Source organism: Trueperaceae bacterium (assembly GCA_036381035.1).
GTDB lineage: Bacteria > Deinococcota > Deinococci > Deinococcales > Trueperaceae > DASRWD01.
This window is the reverse complement of the sequence record DASVDQ010000144.1, coordinates 1-25,582: the sequence shown is the minus strand read 5'-3', so window position 1 is coordinate 25,582 and position 25,582 is coordinate 1. Positions and strand designations below refer to the sequence as shown.

The window sequence follows — 25,582 nt, the reverse complement described above, 5'->3', positions numbered from 1 at the left end:
GGAGTGGTCCTCGTTCTCGATGCTCAGGACGTCGTCGTACCCGACGTCCCGGAGCGCCCCGAGGACGCGCGCCCACTCCGCGGCCGAGCGTCCGCGGCCCACGCTCACGTAGTTCCACGCGCGCGCCTCGACCGGCACGTTGGGGTTCGCGTCGAGGAGCCCGTCGCGGCGGTGCTTCTCCTCGAGGCGGGTGTCCTTGGCGTGGACGTGCCCGATGCTTCCGCCCAGCGCACGGATCGCCTCGACCGGTTCGCCGCCCATCCACAGCAGGTGACTGGGGTCGAAGTTGACCCTCAACACCTCCGCCGCGGCCTCGCCGACCTCGGCGGCGACCGCCTCGCGCAGCCTCAGGAACGTCTCGGTGTTGTGGACGCATTGGCGGCCGTGCTGCTCGATGCAGAGCAGCACGCCGGCGCGGTGCGCCCGCACCGTCAGCTCGCGCCAGTACGGCACCAGGCGCTCGCGCCACTGCCACTCCAGGACCTCGAGGGTCTCGGGCGGCCACGACGTGGTGATCCAGTTCGGGTAGGTGTCGCCGGGCGCGCCCGGCAGACCGGACATCAGCACCACCCGGCGGACGCCCAGGAGCACGGCCAGCTCCACGGTGGCGTCGACCTTCGCGCTGTCGGCCGCGCCCGACGGTCCGGGGTGGAGCTGGTTGCCCGAGGCGTTGAGGGCGGAGATGAGGAGGCCGCGGTCCGCGACCTCGTCGAGCAGCCGGCGACGCTCGGCGGCGCTGCGCAGCAGGGCATCCAGGTCGACGTGCGGCGCGCTAGACCATCCGCCCAGCCCGAACTCGACGGCCTCGAGGCCCCACGACGCCACCTGGTCGAGGCAGTCGGCGCGGCTGAGGTGCGCCAGCCCGTCGGTCATGAGGCCGAGCTTCACCGCCGACCACCCGCCCGCGCGGGTCCGTCGCTCCCCGGGCGGCGCCTCACCGCCGCACCCCCACCCTCACCGGCACACCCAGGCGCGCGGACGCCTGCATCGCCTCGATCACCTCGGCCGCGGCCACGCCGTCCGCGAAGGGCCTTCCGTGCCCGTCAGCGCCGTTCACGACCGCCTCGAGGAAGTCGGCGACGGCGAAGCCGAACGCCTCGGAGTACCCCACCGTGACCCCGTCGTGCGGCACGGGCAGCAGCTCGGCGACGTAGGGCGACCGCGCGCCGACGTGCACCCGCTCGAAGTGCGACGCCTCCCCGTGTCGCCGCACGGCGATGTCGTAGGTGTTCGGCCGCTCGCTGTCGAACCGCAGGCTCCCCTCCGTCCCCGCGAGGGCGAACGTCAGCGAGTTGCCGTGCCCCACGGCCATGCGGCTGGCGAGGAGGTGCCCCTGACAACCGCTCTGGAAGCGCAGCAGCGCCGAGAACACGTCGTCGGTGTCCACGGAGCGGCGCTCATCGCCCAGGACCGCGCGCGAGTGCCCCGACACGGCCGCGGCCGGCATGCGACGCTCCTTCACGACGACGCTCTCCAGCGCCCCGACCACCTCCGCCACCGGCCCGCATAGCGCCAGCGCGAGGTCGACCGCGTGCGCGCCGACGTCGACGAGCGCGCCCCCGCCGGCAGTGGTGCGGTCGTAGCGCCACGAGAAGGGGAGTTCTCGGTCGGCGGCGTACTCGGTGCGGTAGGCGATGTGCAGGTCGGTGAAGGCGCCGATCTCGCCGGCACCGACGCGCCGCAGCGCCTCGGCGACGGCCGGCAGGCGCCGGTAGTTGAACATCGTGCGAGCCACCACGCCGGCCGCGGCGGCGGCCTCCGCCATCCGTCTGGCTCCGGCGGCCGTAAGCGCGAGCGGCTTCTCGCATAGGACGTGCTTGCCGGCGGCCAGCGCCGCCAGCACGACCTCCTCGTGTTCCGCGTTGGGCAGGGCGACGCTCACGAGGCCGACGCGCTCGTCCGCCACCGCCTCACGCCAGTCGGTGACGGCCTCGCGGAAGCCGTAGCGGGCGGCGACCGCCTCGGCTGCCTCCCGCCTAACGTCGCACACGCTGAGGAGATCGAGGCTCGAGCCGCCCGTCCGGAAGCGTGGCAGGTACGCCCGGTAGGCCGCCGCGTGGGCCGCCCCCACCATTCCGGCCCCGATGACGCAGATGCCGAGGCTCAACGGTCACCTCCCGGCGCGCTCCGCGCCGCCCCCCACGCCCGCGACAGCGCGGGCAGGTCGGCGAACACCGCGTCGGCCCGCACGGCCGACGCGGCGGCCGACGCCGGGCTCTCGACCCCCGTGAGCAGCAGCGCCGTCCTCATCCCGGATCGTTGCGCGCCCAGGACGTCGGTGTCCAGGCGGTCGCCGACCATCAGCGTCCGGTCGGGAGACGAGCCGAGCCGGTGGACCGCCGAGCGGAAGATGTGGCGCTCCGGCTTGCCCACCACCTGCGGAGCCGTCCCGGTGGCCGCGGTGAGGGCGGCCAGGATGCTGCCAGTACCGGGAGCCAGCCCGCCGGCGGTGGGCAGGCTCACGTCCCCGTTCGTGCCGTAGAACGCGGCTCCGTTCAGGATGCGACGTGCCGCGAGCGCCAGCTTGTCGTACGTCAGCGTGGTGTCGATCCCGACCACCACTACCTCGACGTCGCCGGGCGCGGAAGGGTCGGAGACGACGAATCCGACCTCCTCCAAGGCGGCCTTCAGGGCCGGGCTGCCCAGCACGTGGACCGCGGTGCCCGACGGGTAGCGGACGCTCAGCACTTCCGCCATTACGGTCCCCGACGTCACGACCTGCCTCGCGCTCACGCCGGGGACACCGCCGGCGCGCAGCCGCGCGGCGTACGCCTCCGGCTCGGTGCCGCTGTTGTTGGTGGCGAAGACGTACGGCACGCCGAGCCGACCTAAGAGCTCGAAGAACTCGGTGACGCCCGGCAGGTACTCGGCACCCCGCCACAGCACCCCGTCCATGTCGGACACGACCGCTGCGACGGAGGCGAGGTCCAGGCTCGATGGCTCAGCGAGACCACTACCGGGAGCAGCGCCGCTGCTCAACTGGCCCCCGCCTCGGCTCTCCCCGCCGCCCGAACCAGGTAGATCGGGTTGCTGACGGCGTGCAGTTCGCCGCTCGCGTCACGCAGCTCGACCGTGCACCAGCTCGCGCGCTCACCCACCTGCCAGGCGCGCGAGCCGTCCCGACCGGCAGGGACCTCCTCCACGACCGCGCCGTCGACGACGAGGCGCACGCGGTCGCCCTCTCCCGCCCCCGACCAGCGCGCCTCGACGCCGGCGCCAAACGCCGGCAGCGTGTCGCCGCACATGGCCCTTACCTCCGCGCCGGCGGCGTCTCGGGCCCGGCCCGTGAGCAGCAGCTCTGGCCCCGACGAGATGTAGCTGTGCCCGTTCCGCAAGCCCGCCAGCACCGCTTCCTCCGTGAGGTCCTCCGCGTAGACGACGTTCACGCCCCAGCGGGGCCACCTCTCGCCCGGGTCGCCGTGAAGGTCGGAGCCGGCCGTGGCGACCAGGCGGTGACCCTCGTTCAGCCAGGAGTAGTAGAGCTGGAGGGACATCTCGTTGTACCTCCCCCAGCCGCCGTTCCACACCTCCACGGCCTGCGAGTTGCCCGGCCGCATGTCCTGGAACTCCCAGTGGCAGCCCGAGCACTCTGGGTCTCCCGGTGACATCGGGTGCGCCGTGACGAAGAAGGCGCCGGCGTCCAGCACCTGCTGCGCGAGCTCCCGCATCGTGTGCCGCTCGGGCGTGTCGAGGCGCCACTCGAACCAGCGCCGGGTGCCGAGCACGACGGCGTGGCCGTAGTAGGTGGTCAGCTCGAGCCCTCCCATCGTCAGCAGGTCGTTGGTCGCGAGGCTCTCGTGCTGCGGCAGACCCGACACCGTGTTGTGGTCCGTGAGGGTCACGAAGTCGAGGCCGCGGCGGCGTGCGAACGCCACCAGGTCGGGCACGTCCCAGCTGGCGTCGGAGTGCAGGCTGTGGGAGTGCAGGTCGCCGCGGTACCAACCGGGACCCCGGCTCGCCCTCTCGGGCCGGCGGTAGACGACCGGCGGCCCGTCGATGGGCTCGGAAGACAGCTCGACGTCGATCACGTACCTGATGTCGTCAGGGGGCAGCAGACGGTAGGTATCGACCTCGATCAGCCAGGTGCCCGGCCGCACGGGGCCGGCGTTGAAGCCGGGCGTGGGCTGGACCTCGTCGATAGTGATGCCGTATTCGCGGAAGAGGTAGTACACACCGCGCGGACCGGCCGGGTCGGCCAGCGACAGGCTCATCTGGTTGTGGTTGGACTGCCCGGCGCTGAAGCGCGGCTCGTAGCTGAACTCCACGTGCAACCTGGTCGTCCCCTCGGGGACGTGGAAGTAGTGCGGGATGTGCCTGTGGGTGTCGCGGCTCGTGAGGGTGTCTGCGAAGCGGATCTTCAAGGCAGGGCTCCTCTTCACCTTTCGGCTACGCCTCGGCGGCGGTGGGACTCGTCTGCGGGCTCGCGGCGGCGGGGCCGCTGTCCCCGATCTGCATGCCCGTGAGCTCGAGCTCCTCCGCGTAGTGGCACGCCACCTGACGACCCGGCGCGACCTCCCTAAGCTCGGGCACGCGCGTGGCGCAATCTGGGCGGCTGTAGCGGCACCGCGGATGGAAGGGGCAGCCCGGCGGCGGGTCTGCGGGGTCGGCGACCTCGCCCGTGAGGCGGATGCGGCTCGCGTCTCCCCGCGCCGACGGATCGGGCCGCAGCACCGCGGAGAGGAGAGCCTCGGTGTAAGGGTGCCGGGGCGAGTCGAAGAGCGCGGCCGTCCCGGCGAGCTCCACGACCCGGCCTGCGTACATCACCGCGACGCGGTCGCTCACGTGGGCCACGACGCCGAGGTCGTGCGAGATGAATACGTATGTGAGCCCCAGCTCCTCCTGGAGGTCGCTGAGTAGGTTGAGTATCTGCGCCTGCACCGACACGTCGAGCGCCGACACGGCCTCGTCGGCGACGATCAGCGTCGGGTTGGGCGCCAGCGCACGAGCGATCCCGATGCGCTGCCTCTGGCCGCCGCTGAAGGCATGTGGGTAGCGGCGCACGAACTCGGGGTCCAGGCCGACCTGCTCCAGCAGCGAGCGCACGCGGGCCTCGAGCTCGGGGCCCTTGGCCAGCCTGTTGATGACCAGGCACTCTCCGACGATGTCGATGACGGGCATGCGGGGGTCCAAGGACGAGTTGGGGTCCTGGAACACCATGCGGATCTCCTTGTAGTAAGGCGCCAGCCGGTCGCGCGGCAGACCCGAGAGCTCCACGACCTCCCCGGATCTGGTGTGGAAGGCCACGGTCCCCGACGTAGGGTCGTGCAGGCGCATGATGCTGTGCGCGAGGGTCGTCTTGCCGCTGCCGGACTCGCCGACCACGGCCAGCGTCTCGCCCTTGTAGACGGTCAGGGTGACGCCGTCGACCGCCTTCACGCGGCCGACGACGCGGTTGAAGAATCCCTTCGTGATGGGGAAGTGCGTCTTGAGGTCGATGACCTCCAGCAGAGGCTCTCCGGCGCCCGCCGGCCCTGCGGGCGCGGCGGGACGGGTCGGCGGCCCCGCGACGTCTCGCGGATCGCCCGCCGGGGAGCCGGCCTCGAGCACCTGCCAGTCCGGGGAGGCGCCCTCGGCGTAGAGGTGGCAAGCGACCTCGTGGCCGCCGCCCATGTCTACGGTCGGCGGCTCCTCCGCGTCGCACACGCCCGGCATCGCGAGGTCGCAGCGGTCGTGGAACGGGCAGCCGGGCGGACGTCTGAGCGGGTGGGGCACGGTGCCGCGGATCGTCGCCAGCCGGGCGCGCCTCCGCGCGCGCAGGTCCGGCATCGACCGCAGCAGGGCGCGCGTGTACGGGTGCTTCGCGTCCGCGAAGACCTCTTGCGCCGTGCCGCGCTCGACGATGGTGCCCAGGTACATGACGGCGACGTCGTCGGCGATCTCGGCCACGACGCCGAGGTCGTGGGTGATGAACAGCATGGCCATGCCGGACTCGCGCTGCAGCTCCTTCAGCAGGTCCAGCAGGTTGGCCTGAGTGGTGACGTCGACGGCCGTGGTCGGCTCGTCGGCGATCAGGAGCCGCGGACCGCAGACCAGCGCCATCGCGATCATCGCCCGCTGGCGCATGCCGCCCGAGAGCTCGAACGAGTACGAGTCGATCCGCCGCTCGGGTCCGGGAACGCCGACGTTCGCCAGGGCCCTGATCGCGATCTCGCGGGCCTCCCGCGCCGAGACGCGCTGGTGCAGCCGGATGCCCTCGATGATCTGGTTCCCGATCGTGTAGAGGGGCGAGAGGGCCGTCATCGGTTCCTGGAAGATCATCGTGGCCAGCCGGCCGCGGATGGAGCGCATCCTCTTGCCGTTCGGCGGCAGGGCAGCGAGGTCCACCTCCTGGCCCGGCTCGGCCCGCAGCAGGACCCTGCCGGCCACCACGCGGCCCGGCGGCTCGATCACGTTGAGCACCGAGCGCGCCATCACCGACTTCCCACAGCCGGACTCGCCGACGACGCACAGCGTCTTGCCGGCCTCGATGCCGAAGCTGACCCCGTCGACGGCGCGCACCACGCCCTCGTCGGTGAAGAAGTGGGTACGCAGTCCTCGCACCTCGAGCAGGTAGTCGGGTTCGACGCCGCGACGCTCAGGCATAGGGGTCCCCCGCGTCCCTGAGGCCGTCGCCGAGGAAGTTCAGGGCCAGGACCGCGATCACGACCGCCACCCCCGGGAAGAGGAGCCACGGCGCCTGCGACAGCGAGCGGATGTTCTGGGCCTCGTGCAGGAGCACGCCCCAGCTCACCACCGGCGGGCGCAGGCCGATGCCCAGAAAGCTGAGCGCGGTCTCCGCGAGGATCATGCCGGGGATGGTGAGCGTGACGACGGTGATGATGTGGCTCAAGAACGACGGCACCATGTGCCTGAGGATGATGCGCATGCCGCCGGCGCCGTCGAGACGCGCCGCGCTCACGAAGTCCTCCGTCTTGAGCGCGTAGAACCGCCCGCGTACCACGCGCCCCAGGGCCGTCCAGCCGAGGACCGAGAGTATGACCGTTATGTAGAAGTAGACGCGGACGGGAGGCGTCTCCAGCGGGATGGCGGCCGCGAGGCCGATCCACAGCGGGATGGCGGGCAGGGACTGGAGGAACTCGATGACGCGCTGGATGACGTTGTCCACTGCCCCGCCGACGTAGCCGGATATCCCCCCGAGCAGCACTCCGAGGAACAGGCCTATCGCGACGCCGACGAGGCCGACCGTCATCGAGACCCGGGCCCCGAAGATCGTCCGGCTCAGCACGTCGCGTCCGAGCCTGTCGGCGCCCAGCAGGTACATGGGCGCTCCCGGCTCGAGCGGGCCCATCAGGTGGACGTCCGCCGGGATCAGCCCCAACAGCTTGTAGGGGGTTCCCCGCACGAACAGCCCGACGGCGTGGCGCGTGTTCGGGTCGACGTCGAACGAGCGCCGGCCGGCGTTGTAGTCGATCGCGACGACGAAGTCGTTGACGTGGGGCCGGAACCTGAGTCCCTCGTCCGTGCGCTCGAACAGGCGCAGCCTCTGCGGCGGGGCGTAAGTGTAGCTGGACGAGTACGCCTCGGCAGAGTAAGGCGCGAAGAACTCGGCGAACAGGGCGACCAGGTAGATGAAGCCGAGCACCCAGGCGCTCGCCACGGCCAGCCGATGCCTGCGGAACCGCCACCACAAGAGCCGCGCCTGGCTGGCTGTGCCGTACCGGTCGCCCCGCTGGCGGCCACGGCGGCCCGACCGGCCGAGCGGCTCGAGGCGCCCGCCTACCACGGACCGCCGTCCCGACGTGCACCAGCGACCCTCACCGGAACCGGATCCTCGGGTCCAGCCACGCGAGTACCACATCGGAGACGATCGTGCCGATCATGGCGAGCACGGCCAGCATCATGATCGAGCTGCCGGCCAGGAACATGTCCTGGTCCTGGAACGACTCGAGCAGCAAGGGCCCGATCGTCTGCAGGCCGAGGACGATGGACACGATGGTCCCGCCGGAGACGATGTTCACGAAGATCCCGCTCTGCGAGCTCACGAACGGGTTGAGCGCGTGGCGCAGGGGGTACTTGACGAGCAGGCGGGTCTCGCTGAGGCCGCGCGTGCGCGCCGTCGTGACGTACGGCCGACGCACCTCGTCGAGGAGGTTGGCCCTCAGCGTGCGCACGAGCTCGGCGGTCCCCGCCGTGCCGAGCACGATCATCGGGACCCAGAGGTGGCTCAGGAGGTCCAAGAACCTCGCCACGCTCCATTGGGCGTTCACGTACTCCGGCGAGAACAGGCCGCCGACGCTCTGCCCCAGGTACCTGAACGAGAGGTACATGAGCACGAGCGCGATGAGAAAGTTCGGGATGGCGAGCCCGATGAAGCCTATGAAGGTCAGGAGGTAGTCCCAGGCCGAATACTGGCGGACGGCCGAGATGACGCCGATGGGCAGCGAGACCGACCACACGAAGAGCAGCGTTATGAGCGAGAGGGCGACCGTCAGCACCAGTCGCTCCCCCAGCAGCGTGGTGACGGGGACGTTCCAGCGGAAGGAGTGGCCGAAGTCGCCGCGCAGGACGATGTCGGAGATCCACCTCACGTACTGCTCCGTCAGCGGCTTGTCCAGGCCGTAGAGCACCCTCATGCCGGCGACCTGCTCGCTCGTGAGCGTCTCGCCCCGGTTCCTCGCCTCCATGACCAGACGGTCGACGTAGTCGCCGGGCGGCAGGTTGATGATGGCGAAGCACACGACCGAGATCGCGAAGAGCGTCGGGATCATGAGCAGGATGCGCTTCGCGATGTACTGCGCCATGCCTGTGAGCTCCTGGGCGGCGGGAGGCCGTGCCGCGCGGCCGGCTGCCGGTCGGGCGCTCGCGCCGCGGCATCGCTGCCTGCCGCGCGGGCGCCCGCGCTAGAGGTTCAGTCGCCTGCCGGCGCGATGTAGAAGGTCTCGAAGTTGGCGGGCGCCGGTCCAGGGTACAGCCAACCCGAGATGACCCGGTCCGGGACGTTCTTGAGCCGGTTGCTCACGGCGTAGTAGTCCCCCGCGGGCAGGCTGAGGCCGATGGTGTAGAAGGTGTCGGCGGAGATCTGCAGGAACTCGCCCATCAGCCGCTCCCTCTCCGCGGGGTCCACGGCGCCCTGTATCTCCGTCATGAGCTCGTACTGGCGCTTCACCTCCGCCGGCGGCTCGATGGGCTCCGCCGTCACGGTCGCGGCCGGGTTCTGCTGCAGCGTGCGCCAGGCGATCCAGCCCCAGGCGGCCTCGGGCGTGAAGGCGTCGAACGCGACCCCCAGGATCGGCAGCAGGCCAGAGCCGTTCTCGCCGATCCAAGCGTAGGCGTCGATGCTCGGGTCTTGGCGCCGGGTGAAGAAGGCGTCGTTGGAGACGGAGACGATGACCGTGTCTATGCCCACCTGCTCCCAGTCGCGCTCGAGGAGCTGCACGATGTCCACGAAGTACGGCCTGGCCTCGGCGTTGACCATCACCTGGAACGTGAACGGCTGGCCGTCCGGCCGCAGACGCATGCCGTCCGGCCCGCGCTCCGGCATGATCCTGTCGAGGTACTCGTTGGCGAGCTCGACGTCGTGCTCCGTGTACTGCGTCGCCAGCTGCTCGTTGTAGAAGGGCGAGTCGGGGCGCGGTGCCTGCTGGTACGGCACCCCCTGGCCGACGAACACGGTGTCTATCACCGCCTGGCGGTCCATCGCGAGCGACAGGCCGATGCGGAAGTCCTTGCTGTCCAGCACTGCGGCCTGCGCCTCGTCCGGCTTGTTGAGCTCGAGGTGCAGCAGGAAGGTGTTGAAGTTGCTGTTGAGCACCTCCTGGAAGTGGTAGGTGTCGTCCGAGAGGTTCTCGAAGAAGACCGCCCTGTTCGTCGGCTGGCTGATGTCGTCGTTGGAGAAATCGTCCTCGCCGGCGATGGTCTTGAGTAGGCGCAGCTCCGGGTCGGTCGCCAGGGTGAACGTGCGCGCGTCGATGTAGGGCAGCTGGTTGCAGGCGGTATCGACCTTGAAGTAGTAGGGGTTGCGCACGAAGGTGAACTGGGTCTCGCCGACGTACGGCGCGGTGGGTATCCAAGGCTGCAGCGACGGGCGCGCGGGGTCGTTGTACTCGGCGGCCTGGCCGTAGGTCCCGACGCGGGAGATCCACCACTGCCCGTACGAGGTCTGCCCGGCCTCGGCCATCATCCGCGCGACGCCCTCTGGGTTCACCTGAGGGTCGAACTGCTCGATGTAGTGCTTCGGGAACTGCGTGACGCGGACGCCGTAGGGGCCCGCCAGGTTCTCGAGGAACAGGCCGTTGGGCTTGCTCCAGGAGAACGTGACGCTGTAGTCGCCGTCGGCGGTAACGGTGGCGGGCTCGCCGTCGACTACGAAGATGCGGTAGGGGCCGCCTGGGTTGATCTCTGGGTTCGTCTCGACCCGCTCCCACCAGTAGAGGATGTCGGCGGAGGTGAACGGGTGGCCATCGGACCACTTCAGGCCCTCACGCAGCCGGAAGGTGAAGCTCGTGCCGTCGTCGCTGACGGTGAAGCTCTCTGCGATGTTCGGGATGACCTCGCTGCCGTCGGGCGTCCACCTGACGAGGTTCTCGTAGCCGTACTGGCGGAACTCCGCGAGGCGGCTGCCGTCGTAGAGGTCATGCAAGGTCCCGCCGTACGCGCCGATCTCGTGCGCCGGCGCCACGACCCTGGGGTGGAGCGGGAGCCGCTCGGCCACGGGCGGCAGCTCGCCCGCCACGACCCTGGCGGCCAGCCCCGGCGCCTCGTTGTAGGCGGTGCAGACGGTGGCGGCGTCGTCGGACTGGCCGAACGCGACCGCCGCCAGGACCAAGGTCAGCAGCGCTTGGGCTGCTCTCGTAAGGCTTCGTGGTGCTTGAGGCATCCTGCGACTCCCATCAACGTGACTCTCGCGGCCACGGCCGCCCGGCTCGACCGGGCCAAGTCGCTCGTCTAGAGGACCTAGGATCTCCTGCTGATCGCTCCAATCCGACCGGGCTCGTCGTGTTGTCGGCGCCTCGCGAGGTAGCACGTGAGGGGACGGCTCGAGGCGAGCAGCCCGCGCTTGTTAGATATCTCAGTATATATCTCGGACCATCCAACGCAACCCCCTCCTCGCCCAGCGCCCCACTTCTCGCCCGCGCCGCGCGGGGAGCACGACCCCCGCTCTCGCGTCTTGGGGTATATTGGGCTATCTCAGTCGCGGGAGACGGCGCTTGCTAGACGAGTTCCAGTCAGAGACCCTGGCACAGGGCGACGCCTTGCGCAGCCTCATCGCAGGGTACGCCGGCGCCGCCGGTGACGCCTTGAACGCCGTCCCCAGGCCGAGGCGCGTGCTACTGACCGGCATGGGGGCCTCCTACCACGCGGCCTACTGGGGCGCCGCCGTGCTGTGCGGGCATGGCATCGCGGCGGTCGCCGTCGAGGCGTCGGAGCTCATGCACTACAAGCGCGCCCTGCTGGCCGAGGAGCTGGTGGTCTTCATCTCCCAGTCGGGCGCGAGCGCGGAGGTCGAGCCCCTGTTGAACGGCTCGCCCGGTCCGGCGCGCCTGATGGCCGTCACGAACGACCCCTCGAGCCCCCTGGGCGCGTTCGCCCACCACGTGCTGCCGCTCTTCGCCGGCACCGAGCGCACGGTCGCGACCACCACGTATCTGAACACGCTGGCCTGCATCTGGCTGCTGGCGCACACCTGGTCGGGATCCGACGTCCCCGCGGAGCTCGCCCGCCTCGCGCGGCTCGCCGCGGAGGTCGACGCCTTGCTCGCCGACGCGCAGGAGCTGGTCGCGGACTGGCACCCCGCCTTCGCTTCTGCCGAGCACCTCTACTTCCTCGGCCACGGACCGCACGCGGCCACGGCGCGCCAGTCCGCGATGATGATGAGCGAGGTCGTCAAGCGCCCGGCCATCGGCACCGGGATCGGCGACTTCAGGCACGGTCTCATCGAGGCGGCCGACGAGACCACCGGCGTCGTGCTCTACGGCTCGGGCGGCCGGACCGACGCGTCGGTCGCCGCGCTGGCGGGCGAGCTCGCGTCCTACGGCTGCACCGTCCTGCAGGTGGTCGAGGGTCGTTCGCGGCGCGAGCGGGCGACACGGTCGTTCGACGAGGCGCTCGGGTCCCTGCTCGACGTCGTTCCTGCCCAGGTCTTCGCGGCCTCCACCGCCGAACGCCTGCACATAGACGCCAGCTTCAGGCACATAAGGAAGGTGATCGAACGGCTCTGAGAGCCAAGCTATGCCAGAGCATCCGTACCTGAGACTGAAGAACGACCTTAAGGACGAGATCGCGGCCGGCGTCTACGGGCCCAACGACCGCCTGCCCTCGCAGCGGCAGCTCGGCCAGAGGTACGGCCTCAGCCACATGACCGTGAGGCGCGCCATCAACGAGCTGGTCCGGGAAGGCGTCATCTACGCCAGGCAGGGCCAGGGCCTCTACGTCGCGGACACCAAGCAGGAGGCGGAGCGCGGGCCGCTCGTCAGCTTCACCGAGGACATGGCGCTGCGCGGCATGCGCGCCTCGAGCCGGGTACTCGAGAAGCGCATCGTGAACGCGACGACGATGCTGGCGAGCACGCTACAGGTCGTAGTCGGTCAGCCGCTCGTGTGCCTCCGCCGCCTTCGATTGGCCGACAACGAGCCGATGGCCATCCAGACCGCCTACCTTCCGAGCGCGCTATGCCCCGGCCTCCTGCAGCTGGACCTCGAGGACGCCTCGCTCTACGAGCTGCTGAGGAGCAAGTACGGGCTGCGCATCGCCGACAGCCAGTCGGCGGCCGGCGCGGACATCACGACCGAGGAGGAGGCCCGCCTGCTCGGCGTCACGCACCCGGCCCCCCTGCTGGTCACTGAGCAGATCACGTACCTCGATACGGGTGCTCCCATCGAGTTCGTGAGGTCTTTGTACCGCGGGGACCGCTACCAGCTGCAGGTCGCTAGGCGCCAGCGCGGACAGCCTCGGGAGGCCTGAGCGTGGCACGGATCAGGCTGGCCTACGTGGGGGGCGGCAGCACGCGGGCGCCGGGCACCGTCGCCTCGCTCATCGAGCAGGGCGAGAACTTCGACGGTTCGGAGCTGGTGCTGATAGACCTCCACGAGGACCGCCTGGCCGTCGTCGAGACGCTGGCGAGGAAGATGGCCCACGGCAAGGGCATCGACCTCACCGTCAGCGCGACGACCGACAGGCGCGCGGGTCTCACCGACTGCGACGCGGTGCTCACCAGCTACCGCCCCGGCGGCTTCGAGTCCAGGTACCTCGACGAGCGCATCTCGCTCGACCACGGGGTCATAGGGCAGGAGACGCAGGGGCCCGGCGGCTTCTTCATGGCGCTGCGCTCCATCCACGTGATGAAGGGCATCATCGCGGACGTCGAGCAGGTGGCGCCGCGCGCCAGGATCTTCAACTACACCAACCCCATCAACATCCTGTCGGAGGCCGCGACCCACCACTCCGAAGTCCCGTTCCTGTCGTTCTGCGAGGGTCCGTACGACTTCGCGGAGGCCACGGCCACCTTCGCCGGCCTCGATCCCGAGAGGCTCGAGACGGTCATGGTGGGCCTCAACCACGGCTGCTGGTCGGTGCGGCACCTCTACGACGGGCAGGACGTCATGCCGCTGCTGGAGCGGGCGTATGAGCGGTTGGCCGCGTCCGGCACCGCCGACCGCACCAGGCTGAGGCTGCTGCGTCTGGCTGTGACCATGGGCAGCATCCCGGCGGACTACTTCCAGTACTACTACTACCGTGACGAGCTGCTGGCGGAGCTCCGCGCCAAGCCCACCACCCGCGCGCAGGACATCATGGCCCGGGTCCCCGACTACTGGCAGCACTACCGCGAACAGGCGCTCTCCGACGACCCGCGGCTCGACCCCTCACGGTCCCGGGGCGGCATCCACGAGCTCGAGCTGGCGATAGACGCCATGGACGCGATCTTCAACGACCGCGGCGACGTACTTCCCGTGAACTGCCCGAACCACGGGGCGCTGCCGGACTTCCCGGACGACCTCGTCGTCGAGATGCGCGGGCTGCTCGACAGGAACGGGGTCACCCGCATCGCGGACGGCCGCCTGCCGCGCCACGTGCTTGGCCTCGTGGAGGCGCTGGGCGAGTACCAGGCCCTGGCCGCAGAGGTCGCCTGGTGCGGTCGTCGCAAGGATGGGATCAGGGCGCTCGCCGCCAACCCCCTGGTGCAGTCGGTCGACAAGGCGGAGGCCATCTACGACGCGATGTGCGCGGCCCACAGGGAGTACCTGCCGGAGCGGCTGCTGTCGTGACGGCCGCGCGCTGAGCTCCGAGGTCTGGCATGGGCCACGTGCTGGGCGTAGACGGCGGCAACACGAAGACGGTCGCGCTCATCGCCGAGCTCGGCGGCAGGATCGTGGGTCATGGACGCGGCGGCTGCGCGGACATCTCCGCCGCCCCCACGGAGGCGGCGGCGCTGGCCGAGGTCGCGCGGGCGGTCGATGCCGCGCTGTCGATGGCCGGTACCTCGCGGGACTCCCTGGACGTCTCCTACTTCTGTCTGGCCGGCGCCGACTGGCCAGAGGACTACGCGTTCCTGCAGGAGGCCCTGACGCGCTCCGCCGGCCCCGGGCGGGTACTCGTGGGCAACGACGCGCTGGGCGCCCTGCGCGCCGGCTCCCCCGACGGCACCGGCGTGGTCATCAGCTGCGGCACCGGCGTCGCCGTCGCCGCTCGCAACGCCGCGGGCGACTTCTGGCACACCGGTTTCTGGGCCGAGCCGCTGTGCGGGGTCGAGCTGGGCAGGCGAGCCCTACGGTCCGTGTACCGGGCCGAGCTCGGCATCGACCCTCCCACGACGCTCACCGCGGCGGTGCTGGCCGCGTTCGGCAAGGCGGACCCGGAGGAGCTGCTGCGAGGGTTCGAAGGGCGTCACGCCGTCAAGCCCACGCCCGCACAGCTGAGCGGCCTGGCGCCGCTGCTGCTGGACGCGGCCGCGGCGGGCGACGGGACCGCCCTGCGGATCGTCTCGGACCACGGCGCGACCCTCGCCGCCTACGCCGAGGCGGCAGCGCGACGCGTGGGGCTGGACGTGACCCGCTGCAGGCTGGTGCTCACCGGCGGCGTCTTCAGGCACCGCAGCTCGCTGCTGCGGACCGCCGTGCTGAAGAGCCTAGGGCGCGACGCGGGGGGCGATGTCCTCGGCGGCACCCACGAGCCGGCCGTGGGCGCGCTGCTGCTCGCGTTGGAGGCGCAAGGCGTGAGGGTCGAAGGGCCAGTGCTGCGGGCGCTCGAGTCCAGCCTGCCTCCCTCTGAGCTGTACGCGACCTGAAGCGAACCCGCGACCACGAGACCTGCACCGTCCCGACGGTCGCGAGCCCACCGCCAGCCAACGCACCGCGCGTACCGCCGGGACACCTGCCCGGCTGAGACTGCCGCTCCCAGACGTATAGAATCCGACATGCTGCACACGCTGGGTGGCCTGCGCCACCTGGGCGAGGTCCGCCAGCCCAAGCTGCTGCTCTTGCTTTCCTACCTGGCGCTGGAGGGCAGCACACCGCGCCGGTCGCTGGCGCAGCTCTTCTGGCCCGCCTCGCCCCGTCCCCTCAGCAACCTCTCGGTGGCGCTGAGCACCATCCGCGGCAGCCTCCCCGACGCCGTCGAAGCAAGGCCCGACAACGTGCGGGCCCATCTGAGGACCGACGTCCACGCCCTCCTCGACGCCCTCGAGGCGGACGACGAGGCCCGGGCCGCGGAGCTATACCGCGGTCCGTTCCTGCTCGGCGCCGAGACGAGCAGCATGGGCGCCGAGCTCGAGGAGTGGGTTCTTGCCCGGCGCGAGTCGATCGCGGAGCGTTACCGGCACGCCCTCCTGAGGTGGGCGGAGGCCAGCCGGGACCTGCAGGCCCGTGGGGTCGAGGCCGGCCCGGGCGGCCCTGCGGTCGCCGGGCACCGCGGCCCGACCGGCCCGTCCGCTGACGATCGCGCCAGCTCACCCGTACCCACCGACCCGGCCGCCGCCGCGGCCCGCCTCGCCGACGCCGCCTACCGCGTCGCCGGCGCCCCGCCGGCGGACGCGGACACGCTGCGGTGGCTCTTCAGGCTGCTGGCGCCAGCCGGCCACCCGACAGCGACCGAGGTCCTCGAGGAGGCCGCGGAGCTCGGGATCGAGCTGGGCCAAGCGCCAGAACATGCCGGTCCCAGCGCACCGGAAGGCGATGCGGGTCGCGTCGACGAGGGGCCCCGCCCGGGCGCCGCCGTCACCCAGCCGGGTCGCGGCGACGCGGAGCCCCACCCGGGCGCCGCCGTCACCCAGCCGGCGCCGGTCCAGGAGGAGCCTCGACCGGCCCCACCGCCCTCGGCTCGCGGGCTCATCGGCCGCGAGCCGGAGAGGCTCGAGGTGCACAGGCTCCTCGCCGGCGGCGAGGCGCGGCTCGTCACCCTGCACGGGCCCGGCGGCATCGGCAAGACGAGCTTGGCGATCCAGGTGGCGAACGACCTCCTGGACGCCGACGACCCGCCGTTCCCCGGCGGCGTCGCGTTCGTCGAGCTGGAGGGCGTGCACGACGCGTCGGCGCTGCCCTTCGCCATCGCCCGCGCGCTGGGTCGCACGAGCCTGCATGGCCAGCGGGGCATCGAGGCGCTGCGGGCGGTCCTGCCGGCGGAGCGGACGCTCCTCGTCCTCGACAACCTCGAGCAGGTCGAGGGGGCCCCGAACGCCCTCGAACGGCTCCTGAGCAGCGCGCCCGCCCTCTCGGTGCTCGCGACGTCCCGCGAGCTGCTGTGCCTCCGCGAGGAGGTGGCGTTCCCGCTGGACGGCCTGCGGGTCCCGGAGTCCGCCGACACCGAGGGCGCGGCCGCCTACGACGCCGTGCGCCTGTTCCGCCAGGTCGCCCGCCGCGCGGACGCCACCTTCGAGCTCGAGCCTCCCCTGCTGCCCGACGTGGTCCGCGTCTGCCGGGCCGTGGGCGGTTCGCCGCTCGGCATCGAGCTGGCGGCCGCCTGGGTCCGCGCCGTGCCCGTGGACGTCCTGGCCAACGAGGTCGAGGCCGACGCGAGCCTCCTGCGCCGCGCCAGCGCCAGCGGGCCCGACCGTCACGCCAGCGCGCGGGCCAGCTTCGACAGGTCCTGGGACAGGCTCGACGCGCCTCACAGACGGGCCCTCGCGTCCCTCTCCGCCTTCTCCGGCGGCTTCACGCTGGCCGACGCCCGCGAGGTGACGCGCGTCTCGCTCGCGCAGGTCGCGCGCCTGGTGGACGCCGCGCTCCTGCGCCTGGGGAACGGCGGGCGCTACGAGCAGCACCCGCTCGTCGCCCGGTTCGCGCGCGAGAGGCTGGCCCGCAGCCCGGCGCGCGAGCGAGACGTCCTCGACCGCCACGCCGAGCGCTTCCTGTCGCGCCTCGCCTCGCGCACCCACGCGCTGCGGGCGCTGAGCGTCGGCGTCCTGGACGGCATCGACGCCGAGTTCGACGACCTGAGGAGCGCCTGGCTGCACGCGGTCGCGACGCGCCGGGCGGACCTCGTGGCCGGCGCGGCCTTCCCCCTCATGCGCTACGCCGACCTGCGCGCCCGGCTGCACGAGGGCAAGGCGCTGTTCGCGGCTGCCGCTACCGCCGCCTGGCCGGCGGGCCGGGACGGCGACAGGGCGCGGGGGCGCGCGCTGGCGTCGCTGGCGTGGACCCGCGCGCGGCTCGGCGACCACGGGGCGGCCGTCGAGGCCGCCGCGAGGGCCTCGTCGCTCCTCGACACCCTCGACGACGCGGACGGCGTGCGGGTCGCGCGGCACGCCCTGGCGATCTCCCACTACCTGGCGGGCGACTACGGGTCGGCGCGGAGCGCCTACGAGGACCTGCTGGCCCGGCTCGCGGACGACCCCGTCTACCGCGGGGAGGTCCTCGGCCGCCTCGGCCTCGTCGCCCAGGCGGTGGGCGAGTACGACCACGCGCGCGAGCGGTACCTCGAGGCCCTCGCCGACTACCGCGCCGTCGGGAACGTCTCCGGCGTGGTCACGCAGCTCGTGAACCTCGGGGCGCTCGAGATGAACACCGACGCCCAGCAGGCCGCCGCCGAGCGGTTCGAGGAGGCGCTCGGGCTCGCCCGCGAGCACGGCTACCACCAGGTGATCCCCGTGCTGCTGCACAACCTCGCGAACCTGGCCTGCAAGGCGCGGCGGTTCGCCGAGGCGCGGGAGATGGCGCAGGAGGCCCTGAGGCGTGTGGTCGCGAGCGGCGAGCGCGGGCTCGAGAGCGGGATGCTGGCTACGCTCGGCTGGATCGAGCTGGAGGCGGGAGACCTCGCCGCCGCCGAGGCGCACGCGCGGCGGGCGGTATCAGTGGCCGCCGACGTCGGGGACGAGCCCGCGCAGCAGACGGCGAGAGTGCGCCTCGGTCAGGTGCTGCTGGCCCGGGGTCGTGAGGGCGAGGCCGCCGCGCTCCTCGACGCGGCCGCGGAGCACCCGGCCACGCTCACCTGGGCGCGCCGCCTGGCGCGACGTCTACGCCAGGAGGTGGCGGGCTGAGCGCCGTCGGCGCGTGAGCTTGCTGTGGGGAGCGCTCGGGACGGGCCCGCGTACGGCTCGAGCGTGGAGCGGCGTGGCCCGGGTGGCGCTACGTGGCCCCCCTGGGCTCGGCGCCGCCTCGCGCGTGCAAGGGCAGCCCCCGCTTTAGACCCCCTTAAGAGGTCCCGTTGGACCGTGGCGTGCGGAGGTGCACCGCATGCAACGATCTCCTCGCCTCGCACGCCGTCTCACCCTCCTGGTCCTCACCTTCGCCCTCGTTCTCAGCTCGTGCAACATCGCGGGCCAAGGCCTCTACGTCGTCGGTCCGGGCCTGCGTGCCATCCCGCTGTTGAGCCCGGAGGGCCTGGCGGTGGTGGCGAACTACCTGTGGGGGCCAGCGGACGAGACGGCCCAGTTCGGCCCGCTCGAGGGGGCGATCATCGTGGCGATCGCCACCGAGACCGGGATCACGTTCGTGGACCTGCTGACCGGCGAGGTCCTGTACGCCGTCGGCTCGACAGCCGCGGCGCCCCTGTTCGGCCTCGTCGGCATGCGAGATGGGTCGGGCTACGGCTCCTACGCCGGCGTCGTCGGCTACGGCACGGGCGGCGCCACCTGGCTCAAGTACGACGGCAGCGGCAGCACCTTCGACAGCCCGATGGACTTCGGCAGCAGCGTCACCTACGACATGTACCAGGCCGGCGGCGACATGCTGGCCGACCTGGTGACGAAGGTCCAGCCCTCCTTGGGCGTGCGGTTCCTGACGAACCAGCCGGCGCCCCCGCCGGTGAAGGCGCCGGGCGCCGCGAGCGCAGGCCCGCAGTCCGTCTGGACGATCTCCACCGAGGTCTTGCCGGCCGGGAACTTCTCCGGCGAGCTCGTCTCGGCGTTCGTCGCCGACGACGACCTCGTGAACCCGGCCCCTGCCCTCGTACTGACGCGGGGCGTGTCGAGCTACCTCTACCTCGACGACCGCGACGGCGACGCACCCGTCATCGCCCTCACCCTGGGGCTCGACGCCCGCAAGCTGCGCTGCGTCGACACCGAGTCGTCCGCCGGCTGGCTGTGCGCCGTGAGCCTCTTCGGCGACGACCAGCTCGCGCTCCTGAACTGGGACGGCGCGGGCCTGCCGGTCATGCGCGGCACCGTGGACGTGGGCGACGGGCCCGTGGGCATCGACCTCGTGCTCCTCGACGACGGCGACGTGGCCATCGTCTCGACCGGCTTCAACGACGACTCGGTGACCGAGGTGAAGGTGTCGAACGTCGGCACGCTCGTCTCGACCCGGACGCGGGAAGCGCCCGCGGGCTGCGTCTCGCCCGGGCACGCCGTCTACTTCGAGGACGACGGCGGGCTGGCCCTCGTGGGCACCTGTTGGCAGAGCGGGAACTACTTCGTGCTGCGCACGGCGCTGTAAGCGCCTGGCCGCCGCAGGAGTTCCGAAACCGGGGGGAAGCGGAAGCGCCGGAGGCTTGGCAGGCCCTCCGGCGCTTCCGCTGTGCGGCCGGTCAGGCCGCGGTCATGGGCTCGGGTCTACTGGATGAAGACCTGGCCCGTGTCCTCGACGATCTTGGCCTCGATGGCGGCGAGCTGCGTCGCGTCAGCGGCGCTGCCGAGCACGCCGTCGAACGTGTTGTTCTGCGTGGCGTCGATGTCGTTGGGCGTGGCGTTGGCGATGTAGACCTGCACGCTGTTGAACGTGCTGTTCTTGACGGTAGGCACGACGGCGCCGCCGAAGGGCAGGATGCCGGCGGCGTAGTCGGCCCCCGTGTACTCGAGGTTCGAGATGGTCACGCCGTCGACGGTGCCGGTGACGACACCTCCGCCGCGGTCCCAGTAGACGATCCCGTTCTGGCCGTTGAGGCCCGTGGACCCGCCACCGGTGAACGTGCCGCCGGTGACGTCGACGGTGACGTCACCGCCGCCGGTCGTGGCGCCGTTGCCGTTCACGACGTCGATGCCGTTCTTGTTCCAGCCCGAGAAGTCGGTGTCCTGGACGAGCAGGTTCGTCGCCAGCGGCGCGCTGGCGTCGACGGCCAGGCCCTGACCGGTCTGGACGCCGTTCTGCAGACCCGGGCCGGCGATGTCGAGGTCCTGGATCGAGCCGCTGGAGGCGTTCCAGAACACCAGGGCGTCGAGGTCGGTGGCCCAGGTCAGGCCGCTGGCCTTGACGCCGAAGTCCTTCAGGGTGACGTTCGAGGACTCGTCGACGAACACGACGGCCCTCATGTCGGCCGTGTACTTGTGGGCGACGCCCGTGGCGATGGCGGAGGCCGGGTCGATGGTCGTGGCAGTGTCGCCGGCGCCCTGGATGGTGATGTCGGTCTTGCCCTCGACTTCGAACCCTGCGGTGAACGTGCCGGCAGCGAGGTTCACGGTCGCGCTGGGCGCCGCGTGGTCGATGGCCGTCTGGATGCTCATGCCCGCGCCCACGTGGAACACGTTCGCGAAGGTGATGGCGCCGCTGCCGTCGGTGTCGAGCTCGACGATGTAGGCCGAGTCGCTCGTGGCAGGGCAGAGGTTCAGCGCCAGGTGGACGGCCTGCTCGAGCGTCTTCGTGAAGTCGATGAAGTCGTCGCCTCGGTCGGTCGCGCCGAACTCGGGGCACGACGAGTCGAAGCCGCGCTGCTCGGGGGCGAAGACCGCGAACCCGAAGCCCGCGAGCCTGAGGCCGCTGATGGGATGGCCGAACTCGTTGTCGACGTAGACGCCCCGGCGGAGGCCGACGCCGCTCTCCTCGAAGATGCTCGAGGCGTCGACCTCGACGTCGAACACGCCGTTGATGGTCCCCGCGTCCGTGGTGAAGAGCCCGAGGCCGCCCCAGTCGTTGTCCAGGGTGTGGACGCCCTGCAGGACGACGTCCTCGACGCCGGAGAGCGCGATGCCCACGCCGTCCGTGCCGTTGCCGTCCGCGGTGACGTCGACGAGGAAGGCTCCGGAGACGGTGTTGAGGTCGACCTCGCTGCGACCGTAGTTGGTGACGGTCACGTCCTCGATCCTCAGCCCGCCGAGGCCGTCGTTCCGGAACGCCTTGATCCCGTAGTTGCCGGCGCCGCCAGCGGGGCCCACGAGCGTGAAGCCCTTGAGGGTCACGTCGTCAGCGGTGACCTCGATCCCGTAGCCGCCCGGGGCGGTGGTGTTGATGGTCACGGTGTCCCGATCGGCGCCGAGCAGGGTGAGGGGCTTGGCGATGTCGTAGCCCGTCGCCGTGTAGTTGCCGGGCAGGACGTAGACGGTGCCGCCGGGCGCCACCACGGCGAGGCCCTGCTCTACGGTCGGGAACGGCCGCGCCTCGCTGCCGTCGGCGTCGCCGGCCGTGTAGTCGTCGTCCACGTAGACGAAGCCGGGGAACGGCGTCGTGGCGCTCGACTCGTTGCCCGAGGTGTCGGTGGCGATGACCGTGAGCTCACCGGTGGGAGGGTTCGTCAGGTCGGCGCTCCAGGTGGTCAGGCCGGGAGCGAAGACGACCTCGACGACGTCGCCCATGACCTTCGAGAGGTCCGTGGTCGCGACGAGCGCGGGGCCGTCGTAGACCTCCACCGAGGCGATCCCGACGTTGTCGCTGGCGGTGCCGGACACCGAGTTGTCCGAGGAGTCATAGACGATGGAGACGGTCGGGGCCTCGAGGTCCGCCGTGACGTCGCCCTCGAAGGGCGCGGGGCAGGCGATCTCGTACGTGCCGTCGCCCTGGAAGCCGACGGTGCCCGCCTCGATGTCCGTGCCGTTCTCGACGAGGCCGGAGACGGTGCCTGCCACGGTGACCTGGGTGCAGGTGTCGTCGACCTGGATGCGGAGGCCGCGCTCGCTGGCCGCCAGCACGGTGCCGCCGGTGACGGCGCCGTAGCTCACGTCGAAGTCGGAGAGCGGCACCTGGAGGTAGTCGCTCGGGAAGGCGGCGTTGCCGTTCGCCATGACGACGAGCATCAGGTCGAGGACCGAGCCCGGCATCGCGTAGTTCGTCGGGTAGCGGGGGACGAGGACCGCGCCGTCCGGCTGGTCGAGCACCGACTCGAGCTTCACCAGGACCGTGGTCGCGTCGATGACGTTGCGGTCCTGCGTGTCGTAGGCGATGACGTTGGCGCTGCCGCTGTCGTAGCCCCTCGACTCGAAGGTGTAGGGGTTGCCCGCCGCCGGCAGGCTGACGTCGGCGCTCGGGTCGCCGGGCGTGAGCTCGATCGAGAGCGTGCTGCCGGTCGGGCTCGCCGTGTAGGCGCCGCCGCTCAGGTCGAACTTGACCTGATCGCCGTCCTTGTCGAACACGGCGACCTGCACGTTGTCGACGGCGATGCTGCCGTCATCGGGCGAGTACGGCGCCCCGGCCGGCTCGATGCCCGCCGCGGCCAGCGCGTCTTCCAGGCCGACGGTGAGCGTGACGTAGTCGTCCGGCACGTCGGCCACGTACTGGCCGCACGCGGCCAGCAGCAGGCCGAGGGTCGCCGCGACCCCGATCAGGACCTTGCGTGGAGTTCGCATCCGTTCTCCTTCCCCCGCCTCGCGTTCGCGAGCCGGGCCGTGAGTTGCCGCGCCACGGCACGGCAGGGCGCCCAGGCAGTGATGCCGGGTCGTCCGGGCCTCGAGAAGACGTGGGAGCGTGCGCCCGTGGGTGTTTGTCGCCTTCGTTCCCCCCTCGTGGTCACGAGCCAGCGCGTGGCGCGTGCCGGTCTTCTCAACGCCGGCCACCCTCGCACCGGCGGTTCCATGAGTCAGTGATGAGTGACCATGAGAGCCGCCGGGCCGGCCGGCTGATGGCGCTGACTCGAGTGAAGCAGGCCGGCGCGACAGCTAGCGTCGCAGGGTCTTGGTGCGCGTGGCTCGTCTTGGCGGCGCGCCTCGCGGGCTGCCCGCCTACGCCCCCTCGAGCGCGGCTCGCAGCAGCGCCTGCGCCGACCACCGCATGACCTCGACCGCTCGCTCCCGCGACAGGCCGCCGAGGTCGGTGAGGACCACGAGGGCCTCGATGCCGACGGCGGCCGCGACGGCCTGCACGAGGCGCTGCCACTCCTCGGGAGGCAGCCTCCCCTCGACCGGCTCCAGGGCCTCCTCGATCCAGCGGAACCGCAGCCCCTGGCGCAGGGCGAGCCCGCTGCGGCGCCTCTCGTCGGGCTCCAGGGAGAGGCGGAGCATCGCGCGGTAGCTGGCCTCGGCGCCGAGGAAGATCTCGGCCAGCCTGACCACCACCGCATCGAGCCGCTCCGCGGGGTCCTGCGGCGGGTCGTCGCCCAGCAAGGACTCGGCCTCCACCTCGGGATGCGCTGCCACGAGCAGGTCGTGCCGGTTCGGGAAGTAGCGGTACGCGGTCGCGCGCGAGATCCCGGCCGCCTCGGCCGCCTCCTCGACGGTAGGGGTCGTGCCGGTCGCCAGCAGCTCCCGCGCAGCTTTGACGAGGGCCGCGCGGGTACGCGCCTTCTGGCTCGTCCGCCCGACCTCGGCATATGAGATTGACATGCTCATCATGATACTTTAGTCTCACGAACGAAGCAAGAAGTCAGGCGGCCCAGCGATGGCGGCAGCGACCGCGGCGCCGTGGCCCGGGAGGTAAGCGGATGGACCTCGCAGCGCTCCGTTCCCAGGTAGGCGAACAGCTCGTCACCACCGAGGACCCCGGTTTCGCGTCCGCGCGCGGCGTGTGGAACGGGATGATCGACAGGCGACCGGCCGCGGTCCTCCGCTGCCGCGGCGTGGCGGACATCATCGCCGGCGTCGGACACGCCCGCGAGCGCGGCATCCCCCTGGCCGTCCGCGGCGGAGGCCACAACGTGGCAGGCTTCGGCACCTGCGACGGCGGGCTCGTGCTCGACCTCTCCCCGATGCGGGGCGTGCAGGTGGACCCGCGAGCCCGCACCGTCCGGGCCGGCGGCGGGGCCACCTGGGCCGACGTCGACCGGGAGACGCAGGCGTTCGGCCTGGCCGTGCCCGGAGGCATCGTCTCCACGACCGGCGTCGCCGGCCTGACCCTCGGCGGCGGCCAAGGATGGCTCCGCCGAACGCATGGCATGACGTGCGACAGCCTGGTGAGCGCCGACGTGGTGACGGCGTCCGGCGAGCTGATGACCGCCAGCGAGCACGAGAACGAGGACCTGTTCTGGGCGCTGCGGGGCGGCGGCGGCAACTTCGGCGTCGTGGCCGGGTTCGAGTTCCGCGCCCACCCCGTGGGACCGCAGGTCGCCTTCGCCGGTCCGGTCTACCCGCTGGAGCACGCACGGCCGGTCATGGCGGCGCTGCGCGCGTTCGCCGCGGAGGCACCGGACGAGGTGAACGTCTCCGCCACGTTCTGGACGCTGCCGCCCGCACCCGCGTTCCCGGCAGAGCTCCACGGCAGAGCCGTCATCGTCCTCGGCGCCGCCTACGCCGGCCCACCCGACGAGGGCGAGTCCGTGCTCCGTCCGCTGCGCGAGATCGAGACGCCGCTCCTCGACCTCTCGGGGACGATGCCTTACACGGCCTTGCAGCAGCTGTTCGACCCGTTCTTCCCCGCCGGCGAGCTGCGCTACTACTGGAAGTCCATCTACCTGTCGAGCCTAGGGGACGAGGTCGTGGCGACCCTGGCGGACTTCGCGGCGCGGCGGCCCTCCGCGCTCTCCATGGCGGGGCTGTGGGCACTGGGCGGCGCGTTCGGTCGCGTGGAACCGGGGGCGACGGCCACTGGCGACCGCAGCGCGCCCTACCTGCTCGAGATCCTCGCGAACTGGGCGGACCCGGCCGCGGACGAGGCGAACGTGGCGTGGGCCAGGGAGTTCTTCGACGCCATGCGGGCCCACAGCTCCGGCAAGACGAACCTCAACTTCCCCGGTCTGGCCGAGGACCCAGGCTTCGTGCGCGCCGCGTTCGGCGCCAACTGGGACCGCCTCGTCGCGGTGAAGCGGAGGTACGACCCGACGAACCTGTTCCGGCTCAACCAGAACGTCGACCCGCGGGGGTGACCCAGGTCCTTGGCTGCGGCCTCGTGCTCACCGCCACCCGGGCTCCCGCCCCGCCTCCTCGATCCACGCGCGCATCTCGGGCGTGTCTGCCTCCTCGACCGTCCTGACCTTCACGTAGCGCGACGCGCCCTCACCCAGCGGAGGAGGGGACGCGAAGCCTGCACCGCCGAGGAACACGACGTTGACCGAGACGTCGTAGGGGACCACCTCGATGACCCAGCCTCGCTCGGGCAGACCGTAGTACGCCCTCCTCCACTTGACGGCGTACTGGAGCCCT

Annotated in this window: 18 protein-coding genes; 7 read left to right on the top strand and 11 right to left on the bottom strand. The window is 71.6% G+C overall.

Annotated elements, in window-relative coordinates:
* From VF202_15055 to VF202_15020, 8 genes are all read right to left on the bottom strand, one after another.
* Positions 1-888 (bottom strand): sugar phosphate isomerase/epimerase (locus VF202_15055; GenBank protein HEX7041434.1); only part of this gene is annotated, 888 nt, incomplete at its 3' end.
* Between the two features lie 46 nt (positions 889-934).
* Positions 935-2,107 (bottom strand): Gfo/Idh/MocA family oxidoreductase, encoded by a 1,173-nt coding sequence (locus VF202_15050; GenBank protein ID HEX7041433.1) that lies wholly within the window; start codon positions 2,105-2,107, stop codon positions 935-937.
* Complete coding sequence (locus tag VF202_15045; protein ID HEX7041432.1) at positions 2,104-2,904, bottom strand: HAD-IIA family hydrolase; 801 nt, start codon at positions 2,902-2,904, stop codon at positions 2,104-2,106. Before VF202_15045 ends, VF202_15050 begins: the two co-directional genes overlap by 4 nt.
* A 71-nt stretch (positions 2,905-2,975) precedes the next feature.
* Positions 2,976-4,361 (bottom strand): CehA/McbA family metallohydrolase, encoded by a 1,386-nt coding sequence (locus VF202_15040; protein HEX7041431.1) that lies wholly within the window; start codon positions 4,359-4,361, stop codon positions 2,976-2,978.
* Positions 4,362-4,386: 25 nt separating this feature from the next.
* Positions 4,387-6,582 (bottom strand): ABC transporter ATP-binding protein, encoded by a 2,196-nt coding sequence (locus VF202_15035; GenBank protein ID HEX7041430.1) that lies wholly within the window; start codon positions 6,580-6,582, stop codon positions 4,387-4,389.
* Positions 6,575-7,798 carry an ABC transporter permease gene (locus VF202_15030; GenBank protein ID HEX7041429.1) on the bottom strand — a complete coding sequence of 408 codons (1,224 nt, stop codon included), beginning with the start codon at positions 7,796-7,798 and terminating at the stop codon, positions 6,575-6,577. The genes VF202_15035 and VF202_15030 overlap by 8 nt, the downstream gene beginning before the upstream one ends.
* Complete coding sequence (locus tag VF202_15025) at positions 7,755-8,741, bottom strand: ABC transporter permease (GenBank protein ID HEX7041428.1); 987 nt, start codon at positions 8,739-8,741, stop codon at positions 7,755-7,757. Before VF202_15025 ends, VF202_15030 begins: the two co-directional genes overlap by 44 nt.
* A 107-nt stretch (positions 8,742-8,848) precedes the next feature.
* Positions 8,849-10,765, bottom strand: coding sequence for an ABC transporter substrate-binding protein (locus VF202_15020; GenBank protein ID HEX7041427.1), 1,917 nt, complete (start codon positions 10,763-10,765; stop codon positions 8,849-8,851).
* Between the two features lie 382 nt (positions 10,766-11,147).
* On the opposite strand from VF202_15020, the gene VF202_15015 reads away from it, so the two are divergent.
* The 6 genes from VF202_15015 (at position 11,148) to VF202_14990 (ending at position 19,802) form a co-directional block, all read left to right on the top strand.
* Entirely contained in the window at positions 11,148-12,158 is a 1,011-nt protein-coding gene (locus tag VF202_15015) for an SIS domain-containing protein (protein HEX7041426.1), read from the top strand.
* Between the two features lie 10 nt (positions 12,159-12,168).
* Positions 12,169-12,900, top strand: a complete 732-nt coding sequence (locus tag VF202_15010; protein HEX7041425.1) for a GntR family transcriptional regulator — start codon at positions 12,169-12,171, stop codon at positions 12,898-12,900.
* A 2-nt stretch (positions 12,901-12,902) separates the two neighbouring features.
* Complete coding sequence (locus VF202_15005) at positions 12,903-14,201, top strand: hypothetical protein (protein HEX7041424.1); 1,299 nt, start codon at positions 12,903-12,905, stop codon at positions 14,199-14,201.
* A 29-nt stretch (positions 14,202-14,230) separates the two neighbouring features.
* The gene (locus tag VF202_15000; protein HEX7041423.1) at positions 14,231-15,220 is read left to right on the top strand and encodes a BadF/BadG/BcrA/BcrD ATPase family protein; all 990 of its coding nucleotides are present in this window, start codon (positions 14,231-14,233) and stop codon (positions 15,218-15,220) included.
* Positions 15,221-15,349: 129 nt separating this feature from the next.
* Positions 15,350-18,406: a tetratricopeptide repeat protein gene (locus tag VF202_14995; GenBank protein HEX7041422.1), complete on the top strand. Its 3,057-nt coding sequence runs from the start codon at positions 15,350-15,352 to the stop codon at positions 18,404-18,406.
* 196 nt (positions 18,407-18,602) lie between these two features.
* Entirely contained in the window at positions 18,603-19,802 is a 1,200-nt protein-coding gene (locus tag VF202_14990) for a hypothetical protein (GenBank protein ID HEX7041421.1), read from the top strand.
* A gap of 116 nt (positions 19,803-19,918) precedes the next feature.
* Here VF202_14990 and VF202_14985 read toward each other — a convergent pair whose 3' ends face one another.
* The gene (locus VF202_14985; GenBank protein HEX7041420.1) at positions 19,919-22,858 is read right to left on the bottom strand and encodes a hypothetical protein; all 2,940 of its coding nucleotides are present in this window, start codon (positions 22,856-22,858) and stop codon (positions 19,919-19,921) included.
* A 372-nt stretch (positions 22,859-23,230) separates the two neighbouring features.
* Positions 23,231-23,830 (bottom strand): TetR/AcrR family transcriptional regulator, encoded by a 600-nt coding sequence (locus VF202_14980; GenBank protein HEX7041419.1) that lies wholly within the window; start codon positions 23,828-23,830, stop codon positions 23,231-23,233.
* A 98-nt stretch (positions 23,831-23,928) separates the two neighbouring features.
* On the opposite strand from VF202_14980, the gene VF202_14975 reads away from it, so the two are divergent.
* Positions 23,929-25,305 (top strand): FAD-binding oxidoreductase, encoded by a 1,377-nt coding sequence (locus tag VF202_14975; protein HEX7041418.1) that lies wholly within the window; start codon positions 23,929-23,931, stop codon positions 25,303-25,305.
* Between the two features lie 27 nt (positions 25,306-25,332).
* Here the strand turns inward: VF202_14975 and VF202_14970 are convergent.
* A partial coding sequence (locus VF202_14970) for a hypothetical protein (protein HEX7041417.1) occupies positions 25,333-25,582 on the bottom strand: 250 nt, incomplete at its 5' end.